Here is a 17,966-nt window from a genome sequence, read left to right as displayed (position 1 = left end):
GGTGGCCGCGTCGCCGCCGACCCCGTGGACCGGCCGCTGTGACGCGTCGCACGGTCACGGCGCGGGCGTCGCCTCCGTGTCGAGCACCGCGATGCTGTCCTGCACCTGCTCGACGACGTCGGTCGGCAGGTCCGTGCCTGTCAGCTGCACCGCGACCGCCTTGCCCGTGTCCGGGGCGGAGCCCACCCACAGCACGCCATGGAGCGTGTCGCCGCCGTCCTGCGCCGCGTACGTGAAGTCCGTGCGGGTCAGCTCCAGCTCGCCCGTGTCCACCGGGTCGGACTGGTCGACCACCGCGAAGTCCGGGTACCCGCCCACCTGCATGGACGCCAGCAGGGTGCCCCGACCCTCGTCCGCGCGGTAGTAGCCCAGCGTCGGCGCCCCGGCCAGCTGCATCGTCGCGTCGTCGCCCTCGGCGTCCTGGCGGCTGAGCGTCCACGGCGCGTCGAGGGACGCACCGTCGGACCAGTCGTCGGGCACGTCCACCTGGAGCCAGCCGTCCTGCACCCGGGTCCACCCGGCGGGGGCGCCGGACCCTCCGGAGCACCCGGCCAGCGCGGCGAGGGTGAGCGCGACGACGGCGGCGACGGTGCGGGAGTACGACGTCATGCGAGCTGGTCCTCCGGGTGGGGGGTCGTGTACGTCAGCGGCGCCCCGGGCGAGCGCGCGAGCCGGGCGGAGCGCCATGCTCCCACCCCGAGCGCGACGGCCGCCGTCACCACCACCTGCACGACGATCGAGAGGAGCAGCCCCGCCGCCGTCGAGCCGGTGACGACCACCACGGCCGTGGTCACCGCGGCGGCCCCGAGCGGGATCGCGACCGTCCCGAGCAGCCACTGCCACCGGGCGGTCACGCGGGCGACGGGCAGCGCCCACGCACCGAGCAGCCCGGCCAGCACGGGCGCGGCGAGCCACGGCAGCCAGAGGAGCGCGAGGACGGCATCGGTGCCCGCCGCCCCGGCGCGCGCCGCGAGCACCACCCCGGAGCCGTACTCACCGACGAGGAAGCCGACGAGGGCCGCCGCCCAGGCCCACAGCAGGTCGGCCGGGCGCAGCCGCTGCCGCGCGGTCATCCGCACGACTCGTCCGGGAGGAAGAGCCGCGTGCCGTCGCTGGTCGGCGCGCCGAGGTAGTCGGCCTCGACGGCGTCGGCGGTGGCGTTCTCGCCCGAGATGCCGAACCCGAACTGCCAGCCCTTCTTCACGGCGGCCTCGAACTCCCACGAGTCCTTGACGTTGCGGTACACGATCTGGCTGGTGGTGGCGCTGCGGTGCAGGAGGTCCAGGAACGGGTCGTCCGACGGGCTGCTCGGCACCATCGCGGCGAACGGCAGCGACACCGCCACACCGGCGTCGTTGCGGTCGGCGAGCCACGTGTCGACCAGATCGCGGTTCGCGTCGTCGACCGTCAGCCGCGTCGTCGTCACGAGCGAGTCGGACTCGGTGTGCCCGCCGCCGCCCGACGCCTGCTCGAACGAGTCGTTCCCCAGCCCGCCCGAGACACCCCCCTCGCGGGAGGACTGGAACACCACCTCGGTCACCTCGCCGTCCTTGTTGCGCGTCACGGTGAACGCCCCGTCGATCTTCCCGGCCGCCTCGCCGTGCCCCACGACGACGTCGGCGCGGACGGCACCCTCGCCCGACACCTCGTACGTCCAGCTCTGCTCGCCGGTCTCGTGGTTCGTCTCGATGACCACCGCTGCGCCCGCGGTCGCGGACAACGTCACGCCGACGTTCGGGTCGAAGAACTCGGCGTCGCCGGCCGCGTCCGTGGCGCCGGTCGGGTCCTGGAGCCCGAACGCCGCGGTGAGCGAGAGCTCGAGCTCGGTCTTCGCGAACGACACCTGGGGATCCTTGGGCGGGTCCTTCCACCCCATGGACTTGGCCGCCCAGACGCCGCCCTCGTGCTTGAGCACCTCCTGCTGCATGAGGTAGTCGTCGAGCTGGTCCTTCATCTCGCCCCACTGCTCGGGCGAGTCGAAGGCCCAGGTGTCGCCGTAGGAGAACGTCACGCCGCCCCCGAGGTCGATGTCGAGACCCGAGTTGCCGCCCCCGCCCAGCTTCCCCAGGTCGAACGTGCTGGACGTGAGCGAGCCGCCCGCGCCCAGACCCACCCCGTCGGTCATGGTCGCGCGGACGGTCCCGTCGGCGAACTCCTGGACGACGAACCCCGAGTCCTGGCCGAGCTCGAAGAACCACACCTTGACCGTCGCCGAGTACTGCTCGCTCTCCTCGTGGGACATGCAGGCGGGCGGCAGGTAGTCCTCGTCGGTCGGCTCGGCGACGGGCGTCGACCCGCACGCGGCGCCGCTCCCGCCGCCGGTCGCGGCGACGATCCGGCAGAGGGCGTCGGCGAGGCGGTCCGGGTAGCTGGAGAGTCCGCCGATCACGCCGACGACGAGGAGGGCGACGACCGCCACCACGCCGAGCAGCTCGGACGTGCTCGCGCCACGGTCGTCGCGCCGTAGCCGCCGCGGTCTCACTGGGCGGCGCGGACGGTGCGGAGCGCGCGGGCCTCGCCGGGTCGGACCAGGACGGCGCCGACGCCCGTGCCGCCGAGCCAGACGGCAGCGTTGACCAGGATCACCGCCGGCGTCAGCCCAGGCCCGTCGGCGGCGGCCGAGGCACCGGCACCCAGGACCAGGACCACGACCAGCCCCGCCCCGCCGGCGGTCAGCGCCGTGCGCAGGGCGGCGGTGCGGGTGTAGGTCCCGAACCGCCGCCGCTGGAGCAGCGCGACCAGGGCCCCGACCAGTGCCAGCACGCCGAGCTGCGCACCCGCCAGGACCAGGAGCGGCCGCGCCTCGCTCGTCCCGAGCAGCACCGCGACGACGAGGTAGCCCAGCATGCCCGCGACGACGCCGGCGGCCGCTGCTCTGAGGTCGATCTGGTCCATGCCTCGACGCTAGGACGGCCCCGCGCGCCGGTCTCGGGCCCCCCGGTTCGTCTGCGGACCCACGGGCTGGGCCTCGGGACCCAGGCCTGCTGGGCCCGGTGGTCGGGATACCCTCCAGGCGGTCCGCCGACGGGGCGGACGACCGACGAGAGGATGTCCGACCATGCGCCCGATGCTCACCGTGCAGGTGGCGCTGTCGACCGCGATCGGCGGCTTCGTCGCCGGCCTGCTCGCCCTGGGGGTGGGCAGCTCGACGCTCTCCGTCGGCGCCGGCGTGGCCGTGCGGACCGCGCTCGTCGTCCTCGTCCTGGTGCTGGCGCCCGCGATCGCGGTGCGCCGGCACCTGCTCGACGTCGACCGCGCCGTCCTGCGCCGCTCGGCCGCGGTCGGGCTGGTGCTGGGCTACCTGCTCGACCCGCTGTCCTGGCTGGGGCGCGCGTTCGTCGCGCAGTCGTTCGTACCCGTCGGCCTGGCCTCGGCGGTCGTCGACCTCGTGCTCTGGACCGGCGTCGGCATGGGCGCCGTGCTCCTTGCCACACGGTCCGCCACGCACCGCGAGCCGGTGGGCTACGAGCCGGCCGTCTGACCGCCGGTCGCGGTCCTCAGCGGACCCGCGTCACTGCTCCTTGGGGGCGGTGGCGTGCCTCAGGACCAGGCCGAGGACGATCAGGAACGCCGCGAACACGAAGAACTGTGCACCCGGAACGCCGCGCGTGCCGTCCCCGGGGTCGACCGAGACACCCACGGTCTCCAGCCCGCCGCCGCTGCACGTGACCAGCGAGACCCCGTCGAGGGTGTCGGTGCTCGACAGCCTCGTCCACGTCCCGGTGCCCTGCGCGTCGTCGACCTCGGCCAGGCTCCCGTCCTGGGCACCGACCTCGAGGTCCACGGTCCTCGCACCGTCCGAGCTGGACGCCTCGCAGCTCACCGCCGAGAGGTCGACGTCCGGCTGACCCCAGACGGCGTCGCCGTGGACGCTGTTGGTCAGCTCGACCGGCGAACCGGCCGGTGCCGACCGGAGGATCTCGACCGGCGCGGTCCCGCCGAAGGAGCCGAGCCCCAGGACGCCGGCGAGGCCGAGCAGGGCGAAGAGCGGTGCCGCGAACAACGCGGCCGTGCCGAACATCCGGGCGGTCCGCCGGATGTTGCTGCCCGAGTAGATGCCCACGCGCTCACTCACCGACCGTGACGCTCGCCAGCACGTCGTGCTGGCCGGTCTCGTCGTACCGCGACACCGGACCGACGACGGTCACGATCGACTGACTGCCGTCGGGCAGGTCGAGGGTGAGGGTCTCGTACCGGAACCGCACGTCGTCGCCCGAGGGCATCGGCAGGTCCGCCTCGTACGCGAGGTACGCGGCCGCGTCGGCCCCGGGCCAGGTCAGGTCCTCCTCGACAACGTCCTCCGCGCCGAGCGTGGCCTCGCCGACCGTCCGGCTGTTGGCGCTCGAGGCCTTGGCGTCCCTGGTCGGTGAGCCCGAGGTGACCACGTACACCGAGCCGCCGGCACCGTCGGGCCCGAGCGGCATCTTCATGCCCGCGGCCGTGACGTCGGCACCGCCGCCGGACGGCGGCTCCGTCTCGTAGGACTCCCAGTCCGCGGGCGTCGACAGCTGCACCCCGGCGAGCTCCTGGGCGTTCCAGCCGGACGGGGCGGCACTAGGGGTCAGCACGCCACCAGTGTCGTCGCCCGACGACGACGTGCAGCCCGCGAGCAGGGCGAACGCCCCGACGAGGACCGCCGCACGGGCGGCGATCAGCTGAGGACGACGCATGGGGGACCTCCGAGAACGACGGGGACGCCGGTCGGCGTGCCGGGAGTAGGTTGTCACGCCGTGCACCCGGCGCGGTCCGTCATCTCAGTCCCGTCCCAGTACCGGTAGTCCGACGTGGACCGGCTGCTGGTGATCGAGCTGTGCGACAGGCCCAGCTGGACTCCCAGGTCCCCCTCGGCGTTGAACCCGTCCTCGCTGGTGCCCAGCGTGTAGGTCTGCTCGGAGATGTGTCCGCGGGCCGCGGCGAGCGCCCCGAGCTCCCGCCCGAGCGCCGTCGGGTCGAGCTTGTCCTGGGCGATCTGCGGGATGTCGACCGTGTCGGTGATCCCCGGGTAGTACGGGACACCGGCGGCCTGGAGCACGCGCGCGGCGGTCTGCCGGCCGGTCGCGGAGTCGAGCGGGATGTCGATGGTCCGCTCCGTGTACTCGGGGTCGTCCTCGACGGGTCCCGAGTACGAGCTGTCGCCGGTCGCGTTGCCCATCAGCACGCTCTTGATCCGGAACGTGACCGGGTTGCCGTCCTTGTCGCGGTCGACCTCGATGACCGCCCCGGCGGAGCCCTCGGCCGTGTAGTTGATGAACGTGTCGTACCCCTGGGCGTTCGGGCCACGCCCCTCCATCCCCCCGCCGATGGACATCTCGGCGCGGAGGTAGTCGGTCGAGGTGCCGTCGGCGCGGTCGGTGCGCCCGAGGTACGCCTCGATCGCCGCCTCGGCCCCGACCGTGCCGAGCGGGGTGCTCGCGCCGGCGGAGGCCTCGCCCTCGATGCCGGCCTCGACGAACCACTCGTCCGGGTCGAGCTGCTCGTACGTGTTGCTGCCGCCGAGCTGGTCGTTGAGCCAGTCGACGCCGTCGCGGACCGGGTTGTCGTCGCCGACGAGCGAGTCCTTGGTCTCGTCGTTGCGCTTCTGGTCCAGGATGTTGCGCGCGTGCTCCTCGGACGTGGCGATGTACGACTCGCCACCCCCACCGACGAGCGCCACGTTGGCCTTCGCGGTCGCACCGAGACCGTAGGTCTGGCTGTCGACCGTGGCGGAGAAGTCGAACCCCACGCCCACGCCGATCCCGACGCCGCCGGAGCGGGCACGGGTCAGCCGGTAGGTGCCGTCACCGAGCTTCTCGATGAGCCACGTCTCGCCACCCTGGACGTCGACGACGACGGTGAGGCCGGTGCTCGACTCCTCGCCGTTCGACGACACGACGCACGCGTCCGGCGGGACGTAGTCCTCGGGTGCCCGCTCGGTGGGCGGGACGGGGCAGGAGCCGCCGTCGACCGCGGACGTGATCTTGCACAGCTGGGCGGAGAGGTTCTCGCCGTAGTGGCTGTTGGCGAAGCCCAGCACGAGGGCACCCACAAGGGCGGCGACGACGGCGACGACTCCGATGTACTCGAGCGTGCCCGCACCACGATCGTCGGACCGGGGTGCGCGGCGCCGGAGCGCGCGTGTCGGTGTCACTCGATCAACCTTCCGTCCGTGGGTGCTGCTCAGCCGAGCACTTTCACCGTACGGGCGGGCGCGGCGCTGTCCGCAGGCCCCACGGCTCGGTTCCCGTGCTGGTCATGGGCCCACGGGCCCAGCCGTCGCGTGGGTCAGGAGACGAGGCGGGGCTCGAGGTCCTCGAGCCGCGACCTGGCCCGGTCGACCAGCTGGTCGAGCGCGGAGTCCGAGTCGTCGAAGCTGTGCTCGCCGTCGCAGGAGAAGCCGAACTCCCAGGCGCTGTAGATCGGCTGAGGCACGAACGGCGGCGGCGTGGGCGTCGGTGTGGGCGTCGGGCTCGGGGTCGGCGAGGGCGGCGGCGGCTCGGGGGTCGGCGTCTCCACCGGCGGCGGCTCGGTGTACCCGGTGATCTCCCGCACGGCCGCCACCTCGCAGCTGGCGAGCTCGACACCGACCTGCGCGACCGCACGGGACAGCACGGGGCCGCCCTGCGGGGCAGGCTCGCCGAGGCGGACGTCCACCTGCACGCGATCCCGCGCGGCGTCGTGGTGGTACGCGTCGACGGACGCGTTGTTCGCGAGCGCGTACTGCTGGGCACCCGTGAAGCCGCTGCCGCCCGCGACGGCCTCCGAGAAGCGCCAGACCTGACGCGTCCCGGAGAGCGCCTCGGGGCGCAGCGCCCAGACGGCGGCCGCGACCTCGTCCACGGCACGGTCCCGGGCGCCCTTCGCGCCGGCCAGCGCGGCGGCGTCGGCGGCCGTCTGGGTGCGCCCCGCCTTCTCCGTGCCCGACAGCAGCGGGATGACGATGAGGAACAGCAGGAACAGGACGCCGATGACGACCGTCAGGACGATCCCCGTCGCCGCGAGCCCGTCGTCGCCGCGCAGCGCCCGCCGGACGCGTCCAGCGCGCAGCCTCACGGGCGCGACACCGGGACGCCCTCGACGGGCGGGAAGCCGGGGATCTCGAGCGTGACCGTCTCGGTCGACGGGTCGAGCGGCGGGAACGTGGCGGACAGGAGCTGGCCGACCTCCGACATCTGCAGCGGGGCGGTGGAGCACGCGCAGATGCTCGCCGTCTCGCCGGCCGCGTTCGGCGCCCCGACGTACGGCAGGAACCGCAGCGACGCCGTGGGGTCCACGAGCGCGACGTCACGGATGTCCATGGTCAGCGGGCGCTGGTCGTTGAACGCCGTGAGCTGGAGCAGCGGGTCGGTGTCCTCGAGGTTGACCAGGGTGAACCGCACGGTCGTGCTCGCCTCCGCGGCCACGACCTCGGTCACGTCGATCCGGGCGGGGAACGGGTGCAGGGGGTCGCGCACGGCGCCCTCCACCGAGCCGAGCACGGTCGAGGCGGAGTCGCTGCCGAACACGGCGGACTCCAGCTCCTCGCGGGTCATGCCCTCCGCGGCCGGGGAGGACGACGCGGTCCCGGTGCCCGTGGGGGTCGGCTCGTCGTCACCGGTGCAGGCCACGAGGGCGACGGCTCCGACGGCGATCGCCACCACGCCGGCGACGATCCACCTGAGCCACTTCATGAGTCCCCCTGGACGCCGTAGACGACGGTGACCCGTCGGTTCGCCTGCTTGCCCTCGTCGGTGGCGTTGTCGGCGACCGGCTGGCTCTCGCCCTTGCCGACCGCCACGAAGGTCACCGCCGACCCGGACCTGGGCTGCAGGACCGCCAGCACCGACGCCGCCCGCTGCTCGGAGAGCGTCTGGTTGAAGCTGTCGGACCCGTCGGAGTCGGTGTGCCCGGTGACGACCACCTCGCCGGTCCCGCGCGCCGCGATGTCGTCCGCGATCGCGGTCAGGGTGTCGGCGGCCTGCGGGGTGAGCTCGGCCGAACCGGAGGCGAACAGGACGTTCGCGTCCAGGGTCACGGCGACGGCCTCCGGGGACTCCTCCACCAGGGCGGTGCCCGCGACGTCGCCGGACCTGCGGACCAGCGTGTAGGTGAACGCGTCCGGGTTGGCGGCGGCGGTCTCCGAGGCATCCGGCAGCGCCGGCCAGCCCTCGCCGACGTACGGCGCAGGATCGGTGCCGACGGGCTCGAGCGCGCCGTCCTCGACCGGGACGGACCCGGCCGCGGTGCCGTACGGCGCGATGATCTCGACCGCGGACACGTCGGCCGGCAGCTCGGGGAACAGGGCCCAGCCGACGCGGAGCTCGCCGGACTTCGAGTCCAGGTCGGGCGCGTAGGTGGTGAACGTCGCCTCGTCGCTGGCCAGCGGGTGGTAGAGGGTCAGCCCCGCGGCGTCGACGAGCGAGAAGTCGGTCCCGTGCAGGATCTTGTACGGGTGCATCGAGTCCTTGAAGGCGAACCCGCCCTGGAACGGGTCGGAGCCGTTCCACCCGATCGAGTAGTAGAGCACCGTGCCACCGTCGACGCGCCGCACCCCGTGGACCAGCCCGCGGATCTCGGGGTTCGTGTCCTTGTTGCGCTGGTGGTAGCTGAACGAGCCGAGGATCGGGACGTCCTGGCCGTCGACGGAGACGGTGCCGGACGGCACGGGGTCCCGGTCGGCCGCGTCCGCGGTCGCTCCTGACAGGACCAGCACGACGGCCACGACCGCCATCCCCAGACCGCGTCTCACGTGTCTCCTCATGCTCGTCATCGGGTCAGAGTAGGGGGCTGCGCCCGGATCCTCCTGCTGCGTCCGGCTCCACCGACCCCCTGCACCCACGACGGCGGCCCAGCGCGTGAGCGCCGGGCCGCCGTTCGGGGACTGTGGGACAGGTCAGCCGATCGCCGTCGTGATCTTGGCGAGGGCCGCCGTGAGCTTGGCGCCCAGGTCCCAGGTGGTGAAGGCGGCGATCATGGCGGTGATCAGGAGCGCCACGACGACGACGATGCCGAGGTACTCCAGCGTGCCCTGGCCGGCCTCGCGGGCCTCGAGCGCCTTCATCATGCGGATCTTGGTGTTGACGAACATGCGGGTCATGTTGTGCTCCTCCACGTGTGCCGCCCGGGTTGACCGGTTGGATTCTCTGCGGTCCCGGTCATCCGGTCCCCGTGCTGACACCTGAAACATTACGGACGGTCCGGACGTCTTCGGCGGGTCCGTGGGCCCAACCTCGGGCCCATCTCGTCCCGTGCAGGCCCTGGGCGTCAGGCCCCACCGAGCCACACGGAGACCGCCTCCGCCCGGGTCCGGACGCCCAGCCGCGCGAAGATGTGGTTCACGTGGTTCTTCACCGTCTTCTCCGACAGGTAGCACGTGGCGGCGATCTCGCCGTTGGTCCGACCTGCGGCGATGAGCTCCATGACCTCGCGCTGCCGCTCCGAGAGGCCCACGTCGGGACGCTCCGGGGCGGTCGCCGCGGGGATCACCCAGGTGGTGCGCAGCGCCTCGGCGGCCAGCGGCGAGAGCAGGAACGACCCCTCGGCGACCGCGAGGATCGACCGCTCGAGCTCGTGCGACGCGAACTCCCCGTGCACCAGGTAGCCGCTCGCGCCCGCGTCCACCGCGGCGCGCACGATCTCCGGCGCGTCCGAGTAGGTGAGCATGAGGATCTTGCACCACTGCCGCACCTCGGCGGCCACCTGGACGCCGTCCCGTCGGGGCATGCGCACGTCGAGCAGGACCACGTCGGGGAGGGTCGCGCGGACCACCCGGACCGCCTCCTCGCCGTCGCTCGCCTCGCCGACGACGCGGATCCGGTCGGACGCGTCGAGGAGGCTGCGCAGCCCCATCCGGATGACCGCGTTGTCGTCGACGATCACCACGGTCACCTGGGTCAGCGCCGGGTGGTCGGCGTCGACCCCCTCCACCGGCGAGCCGGCACCGTCACCTGACACCTGAGGTCTCCTTCACCGGGTCGAGGGTGAGGACCACGCGGGTCCCCTGGCCGAGCGTGGACGAGACGGCGAGGGTGGCCCCCGCCTGGGCCGCGCGCTCGCGCATGCCGGTCAGGCCGAAGTGGTTCGGCGGGCTGACCTCGCCGTCGAGCACGACGAACCCGCGGCCGTCGTCGACGACCTCCACCCGGACGGCACCGTGCTCGGCCCCGACGAGGGTCACCGACGCGTGCGACGCGTCCGCGTGCCGCTGGACGTTCTCGAGCGCCTCCGCGACGATCGCGAGCGCCTCGTAGCGGGCGTCGGTCGACAGGTCGACGGCGCCGTGGCTGACGAACGTGCACTCGATGCCCGTCTCCGCCGCCCAGCTGCGGCACTGGTCGGCGAGCACCTGCGCCAGCGGCCGGTCGGGCTGGTCCGCGCGCAGCCGCACCAGCAGCGCACGTGCCTCCGCCGCGGCCTGCCGCGCCGCGTCGGCGAGCCCGTGCGCGTACCGCACGGCGGTCGGCGGGTCGCGCTCGACCCAGACCGGGAGCGCCTCCGCCGCCAGCGCGATGCCGTGCAGGGTCTTGCCCAGGGAGTCGTGCATCTCGCGGGCCAGCCGGGCGCGCTCGTCCGCCTGCGCGACCGCGCGGTTCGCCTCCACGAGGTCGCTCGCGATCGCCACCTCGCGCTCGTGGGCGTGCCGGACCACGGACCCGACCGCCACCAGGCCGACATACAGCGCCGGGATGCCGAGGTTGATCATGAACCCGGTGGTGGGCGGCCCCTGCACCCGGTCGACCAGCAGGAAGCCGGTCACCAGCGCGGCCGCCCCGAGGACCGCGATGCGGCGCTCGAACAGGATCCCCATCACCAGCGCGGTGGAGAACGTGGCCAGCACCAGCGGGCTCTCGACGCCCAGGGCCGCCAGCACCAGCAGGGTGAGCAGCAGGTCGGCCACCACGGCGAGCGGGTGGTGGACCACGAACCGGGCGACCGAGGGGTACATGAGGAACGAGAAGCTCGTCGCCGACAGCACCAGCACGCTGGCCAGCATGGTGCCGGTGATCTGCTCGCCGATCATCCCGAACAGCGCGACCGTGATCGCCAGGAGCCGCACGATCAGGGCGACGGCCACGACGCGCTGGGTGAAGTCCCGCTGCACCGTGCTCACCCGAACAGCGCCCCGAAGTCGACGTCCGCCCCGAGGAAGAGCCCGACGACGATGAAGATGAGGGCGCCCGGCACGAGGACCATCGACGTCACCAGGGTCACCCGCGGGGCGGTGCGCGCGGCCGCCTGCCGCTGGCGCTGCCCGCTCTCCCGGCGCATGTCCTCGGCGATCTGCCGGAGCGACTCCGCCAGCGGCGCGCCCAGCTCCTGGGACTGGAGCAGGGCCGACACGAACTGCGCCACGGACTCCGAGGAGCTGCGCCGCCGCAGGTCCTGGAACGCCTGCCGCACCGACGCGCCGTTGGCGATCTGGTGCAGCGTCAGCATGATCTCCTCGCCCAGCGGCCCCTCGAAGCGCTCCGCCACCCGCGCCAGGGCGGCGCGGAAGTTCACGCCCGCCATGACGGTCACCGCGAGGACGTCGAGGAAGTCCGGCAGGTCGCGGTCGATGCGCTCGCGGCGGCGGCGCTGCGCCCCGGCCACCACGCTCAGCGGGAGGACCACGGGGACGGCCAGCGCCAGGAGCGAGACCAGCGGGTTGCCGGTGAGCAGCATGATGACGACCACCGGGAGCAGCAGCATCCCCCACCAGGCGGTGCGTGTGAGGTAGCCGTCGACGGTCAGGCCGTCCGGCCGGCCGGCCTCGTCGATCATCCGCTGGAGCCGCGCCACCCGGGTCGGGCCCAGCAGCCGGCGCAGGCGCGGCACCTGCCGTCGCGCCAGCTTGTCGAGCGGCAGCTCCCCCTCGGCGCGGCGGCGCTGCTGGCCACGCAGCAGGTTCAGGTCGTCGACGGCCAGGGTGTCCAGCGCGTCGGAGCGCATCGCTCGGTACCCGACCATGAAGAGGATCGCGGCGCCGGCGGCCCCGAGGCCCGCGACGAGAAGGATGATCGCGCTCATCCGTCGTACCTCGTCATCCGGCGGATCAGCAGGAAGCCGCCGACGAACAGGGACGAGCCCACGAGCAGCGCGGCACGCCCCACCCACGAGTCGAGCATCGCCTGCACCGTGCCCGGCTGGATGATGTTGAGCAGGAACAGCAGGCCGAAGCCCATCATGATCACGAGGTAGCCGGTCGACGTCGACTGCGCGAGCGTCGTGCGCACCTCGCGCCGGGTCTCGCGCCGGGCCTCGAGGGTGTCCGCGATGTCCCGCAGGGCCGACACGAGCGAGCCACCGCTGCGCGCGCTCACCAGCAAGGTCGAGATCAGCACCGTCACCTCGCGCGACGGCAGGCGGGCCTCGAGGCCCTGCATCGCCGTGTCGAGGCTGTCGCCGAACCGCATGCGGGACGCGACGCGGGCGAGCTCGGGGCCGGCGGGCTCCGACAGCTCCGTGGCCGCGATGCCGACCGCGGAGGCGATCGACAGGCCCGCGCTGGTGGCGTTGGACAGCACCCGGGCCAGCTCGGGCATCTGCGCGATGAACTGCTCGTTGCGGCGGTCCTTGGCGCGCGACAGATAGGCCCGGACGCCGACGACGACGGCGACGATGCCCAGCAGCCCGAACACGGGTGCGAGCCCCACGGCGAGGACCCACCCCACCGCGACCCCGCCGCCGACCGCGACCGCGGCCACCAGCAGCGGCGACCGACGCTCCTCGCCGGCCAGCAGCAGCTGCCCCGCGACCCACCGGCCCGGAGCCGTGCGCGCGAAGGCGCGGTCCCAGGCGACGAACCGCGTCTGCGCCCCGATCTCGTCCGCGACCACGCCGGCCACCAGGGAGCGCCGGCGGGCGATGTCGGACCCGAGGTCCCCGACGCCGATCACGAAGAACGCCGCGGCCGCGATCACCGCGAGCAGGATGACCAGGACGATCACGGGGCCACCCGTCGGCCCGTGGCGGCCGGTGCGACGCCTGGCACGTCGGGGGCCACCGTGAGCGGCACGGCAGCCAGACCGATCGGCTCGCCGGCGATCCGCAGCTTGTCCAGCACCCGCTGCGGCACCGGGTAGAGCACGAACCGTCCGGGCGGCCCGGGCGGGTTGGGGATCTCGGGGTCCCACCGCATGAGCGGCTGGACGTCGAAGTCCTCGCGGTGCTTCGACGACACCCAGCCGACCTCGACCACGCGACGCGTCCCGTCCGACCCGCGCAGCAGCTGGATCACCAGGTCGACGGCGTTGTTCACCTGGTCGCGCAGGGCGTGGAAGGGGACGTCGACGTCGCTCATCGACGCGAGGGTCTCGAGCCGGATCAGGGCGTCGACCGGCGAGTTGGCGTGCACGGTGGCGAGCGAGCCCTCGTGCCCGGTGTTCATCGCCTGGAGCATGTCGAGCGCCTCACCACCGCGGACCTCGCCGACGATGATGCGGTCGGGGCGCATGCGCAGGGCGTTGCGGACCAGGTCCCGGATGGTGACCTGGCCGTGGCCCTCGACGTTGGCCGGACGCGTCTCCAGCCGGACGACGTGCTCCTGCCCCAGCGACAGCTCCGCAGCGTCCTCGATGGTGATGATGCGCTGCCGGCCCTGGATGAACGCGGAGAGCGCGTTGAGCATCGTCGTCTTCCCGGAGGACGTGCCGCCGGAGACGATGATGTTGAACCGCGCACGGACGCAGGCCGCCAGCAGCTCCGCGGTCGCCTGGTCGAGGCTGCCGCGGTTGAGCAGCTCGTCGAGCCCGTACGACTTCGGGAACAGCCGGATGGTGACCGTGGGGCCGTTGAGCACCAGCGGGGGCAGCACCACGTGCACGCGGGCGCCACGGGGCATCCGCTCGTCGGCGGGCAGCCGCGCGTCCACCATGGGGCTCGACTCGTCGACCCGGCGGTTCACGGTGGACACGATCCGGTCGATCGTCTGGCGGAGCTGCTCCTCGGACGCGAACACCGCCGCGACGCGCTCCACCTGCCCGAACCGCTCGACGTAGATCGTGTCCGGGCCGTTGATCATGATCTCGGACACGGTCTCGTCGGCCAGCAGCGGCTCGAGGACGCCGAGGCCGATCGACTCGTCGACGACCCGGCGGATGAGCGCGTTGCGCTCGCGCGTGGTGAGGATGACGCCCTCGGTGGAGACCAGGTGGGCCACCACGCGCTCGAGGCGGATCCGGCGCTGGCCCGGGTCCAGGCGGCCCAGCTCGTGCAGGTCGACCTCGTCCAGCAGCTTGCGCTTGAAGGTGGAGACCAGACCCTCGTCGAGGTCGCTGCGCGCAGGGGACGAGGACACCGTCGGCACGACGGTGCCCTCGGTCGGCGCCGGGTCCGCGCGGTGCGCCCACTCGCCGAAGCCCGCGCGCATCAGGGCACCATCCGCGGCATGGTCGCCTCACGCGTGACGGTGAGGCTGGGGAAGATCGCGATGCGGGGCACCGGGACCTCGATCCGGACCGCTCCGGGCGGGTAGGAGATCTGCGTGTCGCCCAGCCCGTTCGGCAGGGACGCGTCGATCGCCGCCGGCACGGACCGGCCGAGGCTCATCGCCCGGGCACCGTCGCGCACGGCCTGGTTGGCCGCGTGGGTGGTGGCCGACACGGCGACCACCTGGAGCGCCGCCAGGACGACGATCACGACGATCGGCATGACACCGAGGATCTCGACGGCCGACGAGCCGCGGTCGTCTCCGCGCAGCCGCTCCCGAAGTCGCCTCACGGCTCCTTCACCACCTCTCGGTGCACCTCGGCGGTCCACGGCGTGTCCAGGATGCCCGGCATCATCACGGGGATCCGGACGCTCACGTCGACCGACGAGGGCAGCGGGGACGCGACGTCGACCGTCACGTCCGACCGCATCCCGGCGGGGAACGCGTCCTGCGCGGCCGTCCGCACCTCGCTCGGGGAGTCGCCCAGCGCCACCGACCGCGCGGCCGCGGACGCCCCGTAGCCCGTCCACACGTACGTCAGGCCCGTCATGCCGAGCTGCCAGAGCACCGCGCAGACCAGGGCGATCGCCGGCAGCAGCGCGACCAGCTCGACCGCGGCGGAGCCGGAGTCGTTCGCGGCCGACTTCTGACGGCGGCCGGACGACCGGCGCGAGGACGTCTCGACGGGCCCGGACTGCTCGCCGGAGCCCGGGGCGCGGACGAGGCCGACCTCGCGTCCGAGCGCGCGCAGCGACCGCCACCAGGTGGGGTCGGTCACCAGCTCGGGTGCGCGCGAGTTCATCGCGGTCTCGAGCTTGCGCCCCATGTCCGGCAGCACCGTGGTGAGCATCCGCCCCGGGGAGAGCCGCTTCGCCGTCTCGGGCTGCACCTCGTCGGTGCGCGACGCCTTGTTGATCAGGACGTGCACCGAGTCCGGCTTGCGGACCTGGAGCGTCTCCCACCAGCCGAGCGTGCGGCGCAGGGCGCGGATGCTGATGAGGTCCGGGGTGATCACGGAGACCACCTCGTCGGCGATCTCGACGACCGCCGCCTGGACCGGCGTCACGTGCGCGCCGACGTCGATCAGGACCAGGTCGTACTGCTGGCGCAGGAGCCCGACGATCTGCCGGATCGCGGTCGGCGTGACCAGCTCGGCGTCGCGCACGTCGTCGGGGGGCAGCAGCAGGTGGATGCCGGACTCGTGCTGGAAGACCGCGTCCGCGACGGTCCGGACCGAGAGATCCTGCGCCACCTTGGCCAGGTCCGCCACGGACGTCCGCGCGCGCGCCTCGATCAGGCTGGAGACGTCACCCTTCTCCAGGTCCAGGTCGACGACGAGCACCTTGTGGTCCGGCAGCTCGCGTCGCACGTCCCAGGCCAGGTGCGTCACCAGCGTCGTCGTCCCGACGCCACCCTTGGTCCCGGTGATCGCGACGACGGTCGCCCGACCGCGTGCGTTGCCGCCGTCGGCGAACGCGTTGATCAGCAGGCTCTGCATGTGCCGGGACCAGTCGAGCGCCGTGTTGACCCGCAGCTGGACGTCGGCGAACGACAGGGGGTAGGAGAGGACGCCGCGCGCACCGGCGTCCATGGCCGCGGCCAGCGCCTCCGGCTCGCCGTCGCTGGTGACCACGATCGCGGCGCTGGCCGGGCGGCGCATCCCGAGGTCGCGGATCACCTGGTGGACCGGCTCCGGACCCAGCTGGTCGTGCACGAGGACCAGGTTCGGCTCGTGCTGGAGGACGAGGTCGGCCATCTCGGTCGTCGTCTCCGCGACGCCGACCACCTCGACCTCCGCGGCCTCGGACAGCTGGGAGCGCAGCTCGTACGCGAGCGACTGGTCGGCGCAGCCGATGACGACGGTGCCGGCCATCAGCCCTGCTCCCCTTCCGGGACCGCGGTGCCACCGAGGTCGGAGGCGTCGAACTCGTCCTGCTCCCCCGTGCGGTCCTCGGACGAGCCCGCCGGCAGCCCGACCAGGCGGACCTCCTCGGCGAACGCGGACGCGTACGTGACCGCGAGGGCGTCGTTGGGCTCGAGCGCGAGCGTCACCGGGACCACCGTCGACTGCCCGGTCTCCGTGCTCTCGTCGATCTGCACCTGGCTGCCGCGCACGGACACCACCCGCACGTCCTGGACCAGCACGCGCACCTGCTTGGGCAGGCCGGGCACGTCGGCGAACACGGCGTAGATGTCGACGTGGTCACCCGGCTTCACGCGGTCCGCGATGCCCGTGACCGCGTCGACGTTGATGGCGATCTCGCGCTCGGTGGGGCTCAGGTCGGACGGCGGGACAAGAAGGTCGCTCGTGAGCATGGTGCCCTCCTCCAGGTTGACCCCGATCTTGCGGCCCAGCAGGTCGTCCGACGACAGCTGCGCCGTGCCCGACAGCCACCGCTCCGGGACCTCGTCCTCGACGATCGACGACTTGTCGAGCGTGGTGAACGCCGGGAGCGAGTCGGCCGCCCGGTACACGGTGACCACCGAGCCGACCTGGCTCGAGACGTTCCCGACGTAGGACGCCACCAGGAAGAAGACGACGATGGCGAGGACGGCGGACAGCAGGACGAACAGAACTCCGCGTCGCTGGCGGGGGTTCACGCAATGGCTCCTCGGGAGTCGACGGGATCCGTCCGGCGTACGTGGCAGAACGGGCAGAAGTCGGTGACGACGGCGGTGTCGCAGGTGGGACACGCCCCGCGGGGCACGGGCAGCTGGAGGCGGGCGGCGGGCAGCGCGACGAGCTCGACGGCGCGACCCGTGCCGAACCGCTCGGCGGGGTCGAGCACCAGGGCGTCGAGCTCGACGATCTCGGTGCAGCCGCTGGCCGCGAGCAGGTGCGCGCGGGCCGCCTCGGGGATCCACTCGGGTGCGCCGCCGTACAGCGGGCCGCGCGCCTCCGTCGGCTCGTCGGGAGCGACGTCGTGACCGACCGCACGCACGGCGGGCGAGGTCCCCGAGAGGGTCACCACGAAGCCCGCACCCATCGGCGCCCACGAGCGCAGGTGCTGGCCGACGGACGGCGCCGGGTGCTCGAGCTTGGCGACGGTCGGCGTCCATGCGCCGCTCCAGGTGGTCCGGGCCAGCTCGTCGACGAACGCGACCGTCCGGCCGGCGTCGAGGCCCACGGCCGCCGCCTGGTTGGCGATCAGCAGGATCGCGCCCGGACCGTGGGGCAGGGCGCGCCACGCGACGGGCAGGCCGCGGTCGGCCAGCGCGGCGGCGTGCCGGCGCACCAGCGGCTCGTGCCGCCGCTCGCCGATGACGAGCGCGTGCGAGGCGCCCGCGAGGTCGGCGGCGTCGGGAGCGGCGAGATCCCCCGGCGTGATGACCAGGGCACGCGAGGGCACGCCGAGCGCGGGTGAGTCCGCACCGAGCGCGACGAGCGCAGAGACGACGATGGCTGCCATCGGTCGGGAGCTCCCCCTGTCATAGGCCCCGGATCGAGCGGTCGACGCCCGCGACGAGGATCTGCTGTGGGCGATCCCCTGGGACGATGGCCGCCACCCGTGCCCGGAATTGGTGCCGGGGGCGACGAACCACGCAAATGATAGGGGGAGGTCCATGGCTGTGCTCACCCGCTCACTCTTGATGGTGAACG

General features: G+C 73.3%; 21 protein-coding genes. 1 reads left to right on the top strand and 20 read right to left on the bottom strand.

Features of this window, described 5'->3' with window-relative positions; translation table 11 throughout:
- Positions 1-54 precede the first annotated feature (54 nt).
- Genes HP550_RS13010 through HP550_RS12995 form a run of 4 tightly spaced genes read right to left on the bottom strand, consistent with a single transcriptional unit; the run spans position 55 to position 2,895 of the window.
- On the bottom strand, positions 55-609 hold the full coding sequence (locus HP550_RS13010; protein ID WP_175348087.1) for a hypothetical protein: 555 nt from the start codon (positions 607-609) through the stop codon (positions 55-57).
- The gene (locus tag HP550_RS13005; protein WP_175348086.1) at positions 606-1,073 is read right to left on the bottom strand and encodes a hypothetical protein; all 468 of its coding nucleotides are present in this window, start codon (positions 1,071-1,073) and stop codon (positions 606-608) included. The genes HP550_RS13010 and HP550_RS13005 overlap by 4 nt, the downstream gene beginning before the upstream one ends.
- Positions 1,070-2,482: a hypothetical protein gene (locus HP550_RS13000; protein ID WP_175348085.1), complete on the bottom strand. Its 1,413-nt coding sequence runs from the start codon at positions 2,480-2,482 to the stop codon at positions 1,070-1,072. The genes HP550_RS13005 and HP550_RS13000 overlap by 4 nt, the downstream gene beginning before the upstream one ends.
- Complete coding sequence (locus HP550_RS12995) at positions 2,479-2,895, bottom strand: hypothetical protein (protein WP_175348084.1); 417 nt, start codon at positions 2,893-2,895, stop codon at positions 2,479-2,481. Before HP550_RS12995 ends, HP550_RS13000 begins: the two co-directional genes overlap by 4 nt.
- Before the next feature lie 163 nt (positions 2,896-3,058).
- Here HP550_RS12995 and HP550_RS12990 point away from each other — a divergent pair, with 163 nt between their 5' ends.
- The gene (locus HP550_RS12990; protein ID WP_175348083.1) at positions 3,059-3,481 is read left to right on the top strand and encodes a hypothetical protein; all 423 of its coding nucleotides are present in this window, start codon (positions 3,059-3,061) and stop codon (positions 3,479-3,481) included.
- Between the two features lie 30 nt (positions 3,482-3,511).
- Here the strand turns inward: HP550_RS12990 and HP550_RS12985 are convergent, their stop codons facing one another.
- The 16 genes from HP550_RS12985 to HP550_RS22370 form a co-directional block, all read right to left on the bottom strand.
- Complete coding sequence (locus tag HP550_RS12985; RefSeq protein WP_175348082.1) at positions 3,512-4,075, bottom strand: hypothetical protein; 564 nt, start codon at positions 4,073-4,075, stop codon at positions 3,512-3,514.
- Positions 4,068-4,670: a hypothetical protein gene (locus HP550_RS12980; protein ID WP_175348081.1), complete on the bottom strand. Its 603-nt coding sequence runs from the start codon at positions 4,668-4,670 to the stop codon at positions 4,068-4,070. The genes HP550_RS12985 and HP550_RS12980 overlap by 8 nt, the downstream gene beginning before the upstream one ends.
- 53 nt (positions 4,671-4,723) lie before the next feature.
- Positions 4,724-6,127 (bottom strand): hypothetical protein, encoded by a 1,404-nt coding sequence (locus HP550_RS12975; protein ID WP_175348080.1) that lies wholly within the window; start codon positions 6,125-6,127, stop codon positions 4,724-4,726.
- Positions 6,128-6,261: 134 nt separating this feature from the next.
- The gene (locus HP550_RS12970; protein WP_175348079.1) at positions 6,262-7,029 is read right to left on the bottom strand and encodes a hypothetical protein; all 768 of its coding nucleotides are present in this window, start codon (positions 7,027-7,029) and stop codon (positions 6,262-6,264) included.
- On the bottom strand, positions 7,026-7,646 hold the full coding sequence (locus HP550_RS12965; RefSeq protein ID WP_175348078.1) for a hypothetical protein: 621 nt from the start codon (positions 7,644-7,646) through the stop codon (positions 7,026-7,028). Before HP550_RS12965 ends, HP550_RS12970 begins: the two co-directional genes overlap by 4 nt.
- On the bottom strand, positions 7,643-8,704 hold the full coding sequence (locus tag HP550_RS12960) for an OmpA family protein (protein WP_175348077.1): 1,062 nt from the start codon (positions 8,702-8,704) through the stop codon (positions 7,643-7,645). Before HP550_RS12960 ends, HP550_RS12965 begins: the two co-directional genes overlap by 4 nt.
- A gap of 144 nt (positions 8,705-8,848) precedes the next feature.
- Positions 8,849-9,052, bottom strand: coding sequence for a hypothetical protein (locus HP550_RS12955; protein ID WP_175348076.1), 204 nt, complete (start codon positions 9,050-9,052; stop codon positions 8,849-8,851).
- Between the two features lie 167 nt (positions 9,053-9,219).
- Positions 9,220-9,909, bottom strand: coding sequence for a response regulator (locus tag HP550_RS12950; protein ID WP_210768022.1), 690 nt, complete (start codon positions 9,907-9,909; stop codon positions 9,220-9,222).
- On the bottom strand, positions 9,899-11,065 hold the full coding sequence (locus HP550_RS22380; RefSeq protein WP_175348075.1) for a histidine kinase: 1,167 nt from the start codon (positions 11,063-11,065) through the stop codon (positions 9,899-9,901). Before HP550_RS22380 ends, HP550_RS12950 begins: the two co-directional genes overlap by 11 nt.
- A complete protein-coding gene (locus HP550_RS12940) occupies positions 11,062-11,964 on the bottom strand; it encodes a type II secretion system F family protein (RefSeq protein ID WP_175348074.1) in 903 nt (300 codons plus the stop codon). Before HP550_RS12940 ends, HP550_RS22380 begins: the two co-directional genes overlap by 4 nt.
- Entirely contained in the window at positions 11,961-12,884 is a 924-nt protein-coding gene (locus tag HP550_RS12935; protein WP_175348073.1) for a type II secretion system F family protein, read from the bottom strand. The genes HP550_RS12940 and HP550_RS12935 overlap by 4 nt, the downstream gene beginning before the upstream one ends.
- Positions 12,881-14,305: a TadA family conjugal transfer-associated ATPase gene (locus tag HP550_RS12930; protein ID WP_175348072.1), complete on the bottom strand. Its 1,425-nt coding sequence runs from the start codon at positions 14,303-14,305 to the stop codon at positions 12,881-12,883. The genes HP550_RS12935 and HP550_RS12930 overlap by 4 nt, the downstream gene beginning before the upstream one ends.
- Positions 14,305-14,655: a TadE/TadG family type IV pilus assembly protein gene (locus HP550_RS12925; RefSeq protein ID WP_175348071.1), complete on the bottom strand. Its 351-nt coding sequence runs from the start codon at positions 14,653-14,655 to the stop codon at positions 14,305-14,307. Before HP550_RS12925 ends, HP550_RS12930 begins: the two co-directional genes overlap by 1 nt.
- Positions 14,652-16,238, bottom strand: coding sequence for a CpaE/TadZ family protein (locus HP550_RS12920; RefSeq protein ID WP_175348070.1), 1,587 nt, complete (start codon positions 16,236-16,238; stop codon positions 14,652-14,654). Before HP550_RS12920 ends, HP550_RS12925 begins: the two co-directional genes overlap by 4 nt.
- Positions 16,238-16,966 carry a Flp pilus assembly protein CpaB gene (cpaB, locus tag HP550_RS22375; protein ID WP_175348069.1) on the bottom strand — a complete coding sequence of 243 codons (729 nt, stop codon included), beginning with the start codon at positions 16,964-16,966 and terminating at the stop codon, positions 16,238-16,240. The genes HP550_RS12920 and cpaB overlap by 1 nt, the downstream gene beginning before the upstream one ends.
- A complete protein-coding gene (locus HP550_RS22370) occupies positions 16,963-17,775 on the bottom strand; it encodes a hypothetical protein (RefSeq protein ID WP_175348068.1) in 813 nt (270 codons plus the stop codon). Before HP550_RS22370 ends, cpaB begins: the two co-directional genes overlap by 4 nt.
- Positions 17,776-17,966: the final 191 nt, after the last annotated feature.

The sequence above is a fragment of the Cellulomonas humilata genome (assembly GCF_013359775.1).
In the GTDB taxonomy this organism is placed as follows: Bacteria; Actinomycetota; Actinomycetes; order Actinomycetales; family Cellulomonadaceae; genus Cellulomonas; species Cellulomonas humilata.
Note: the sequence above shows the minus strand (reverse complement) of the source record. Positions and strands in the feature narration are given on the sequence as shown.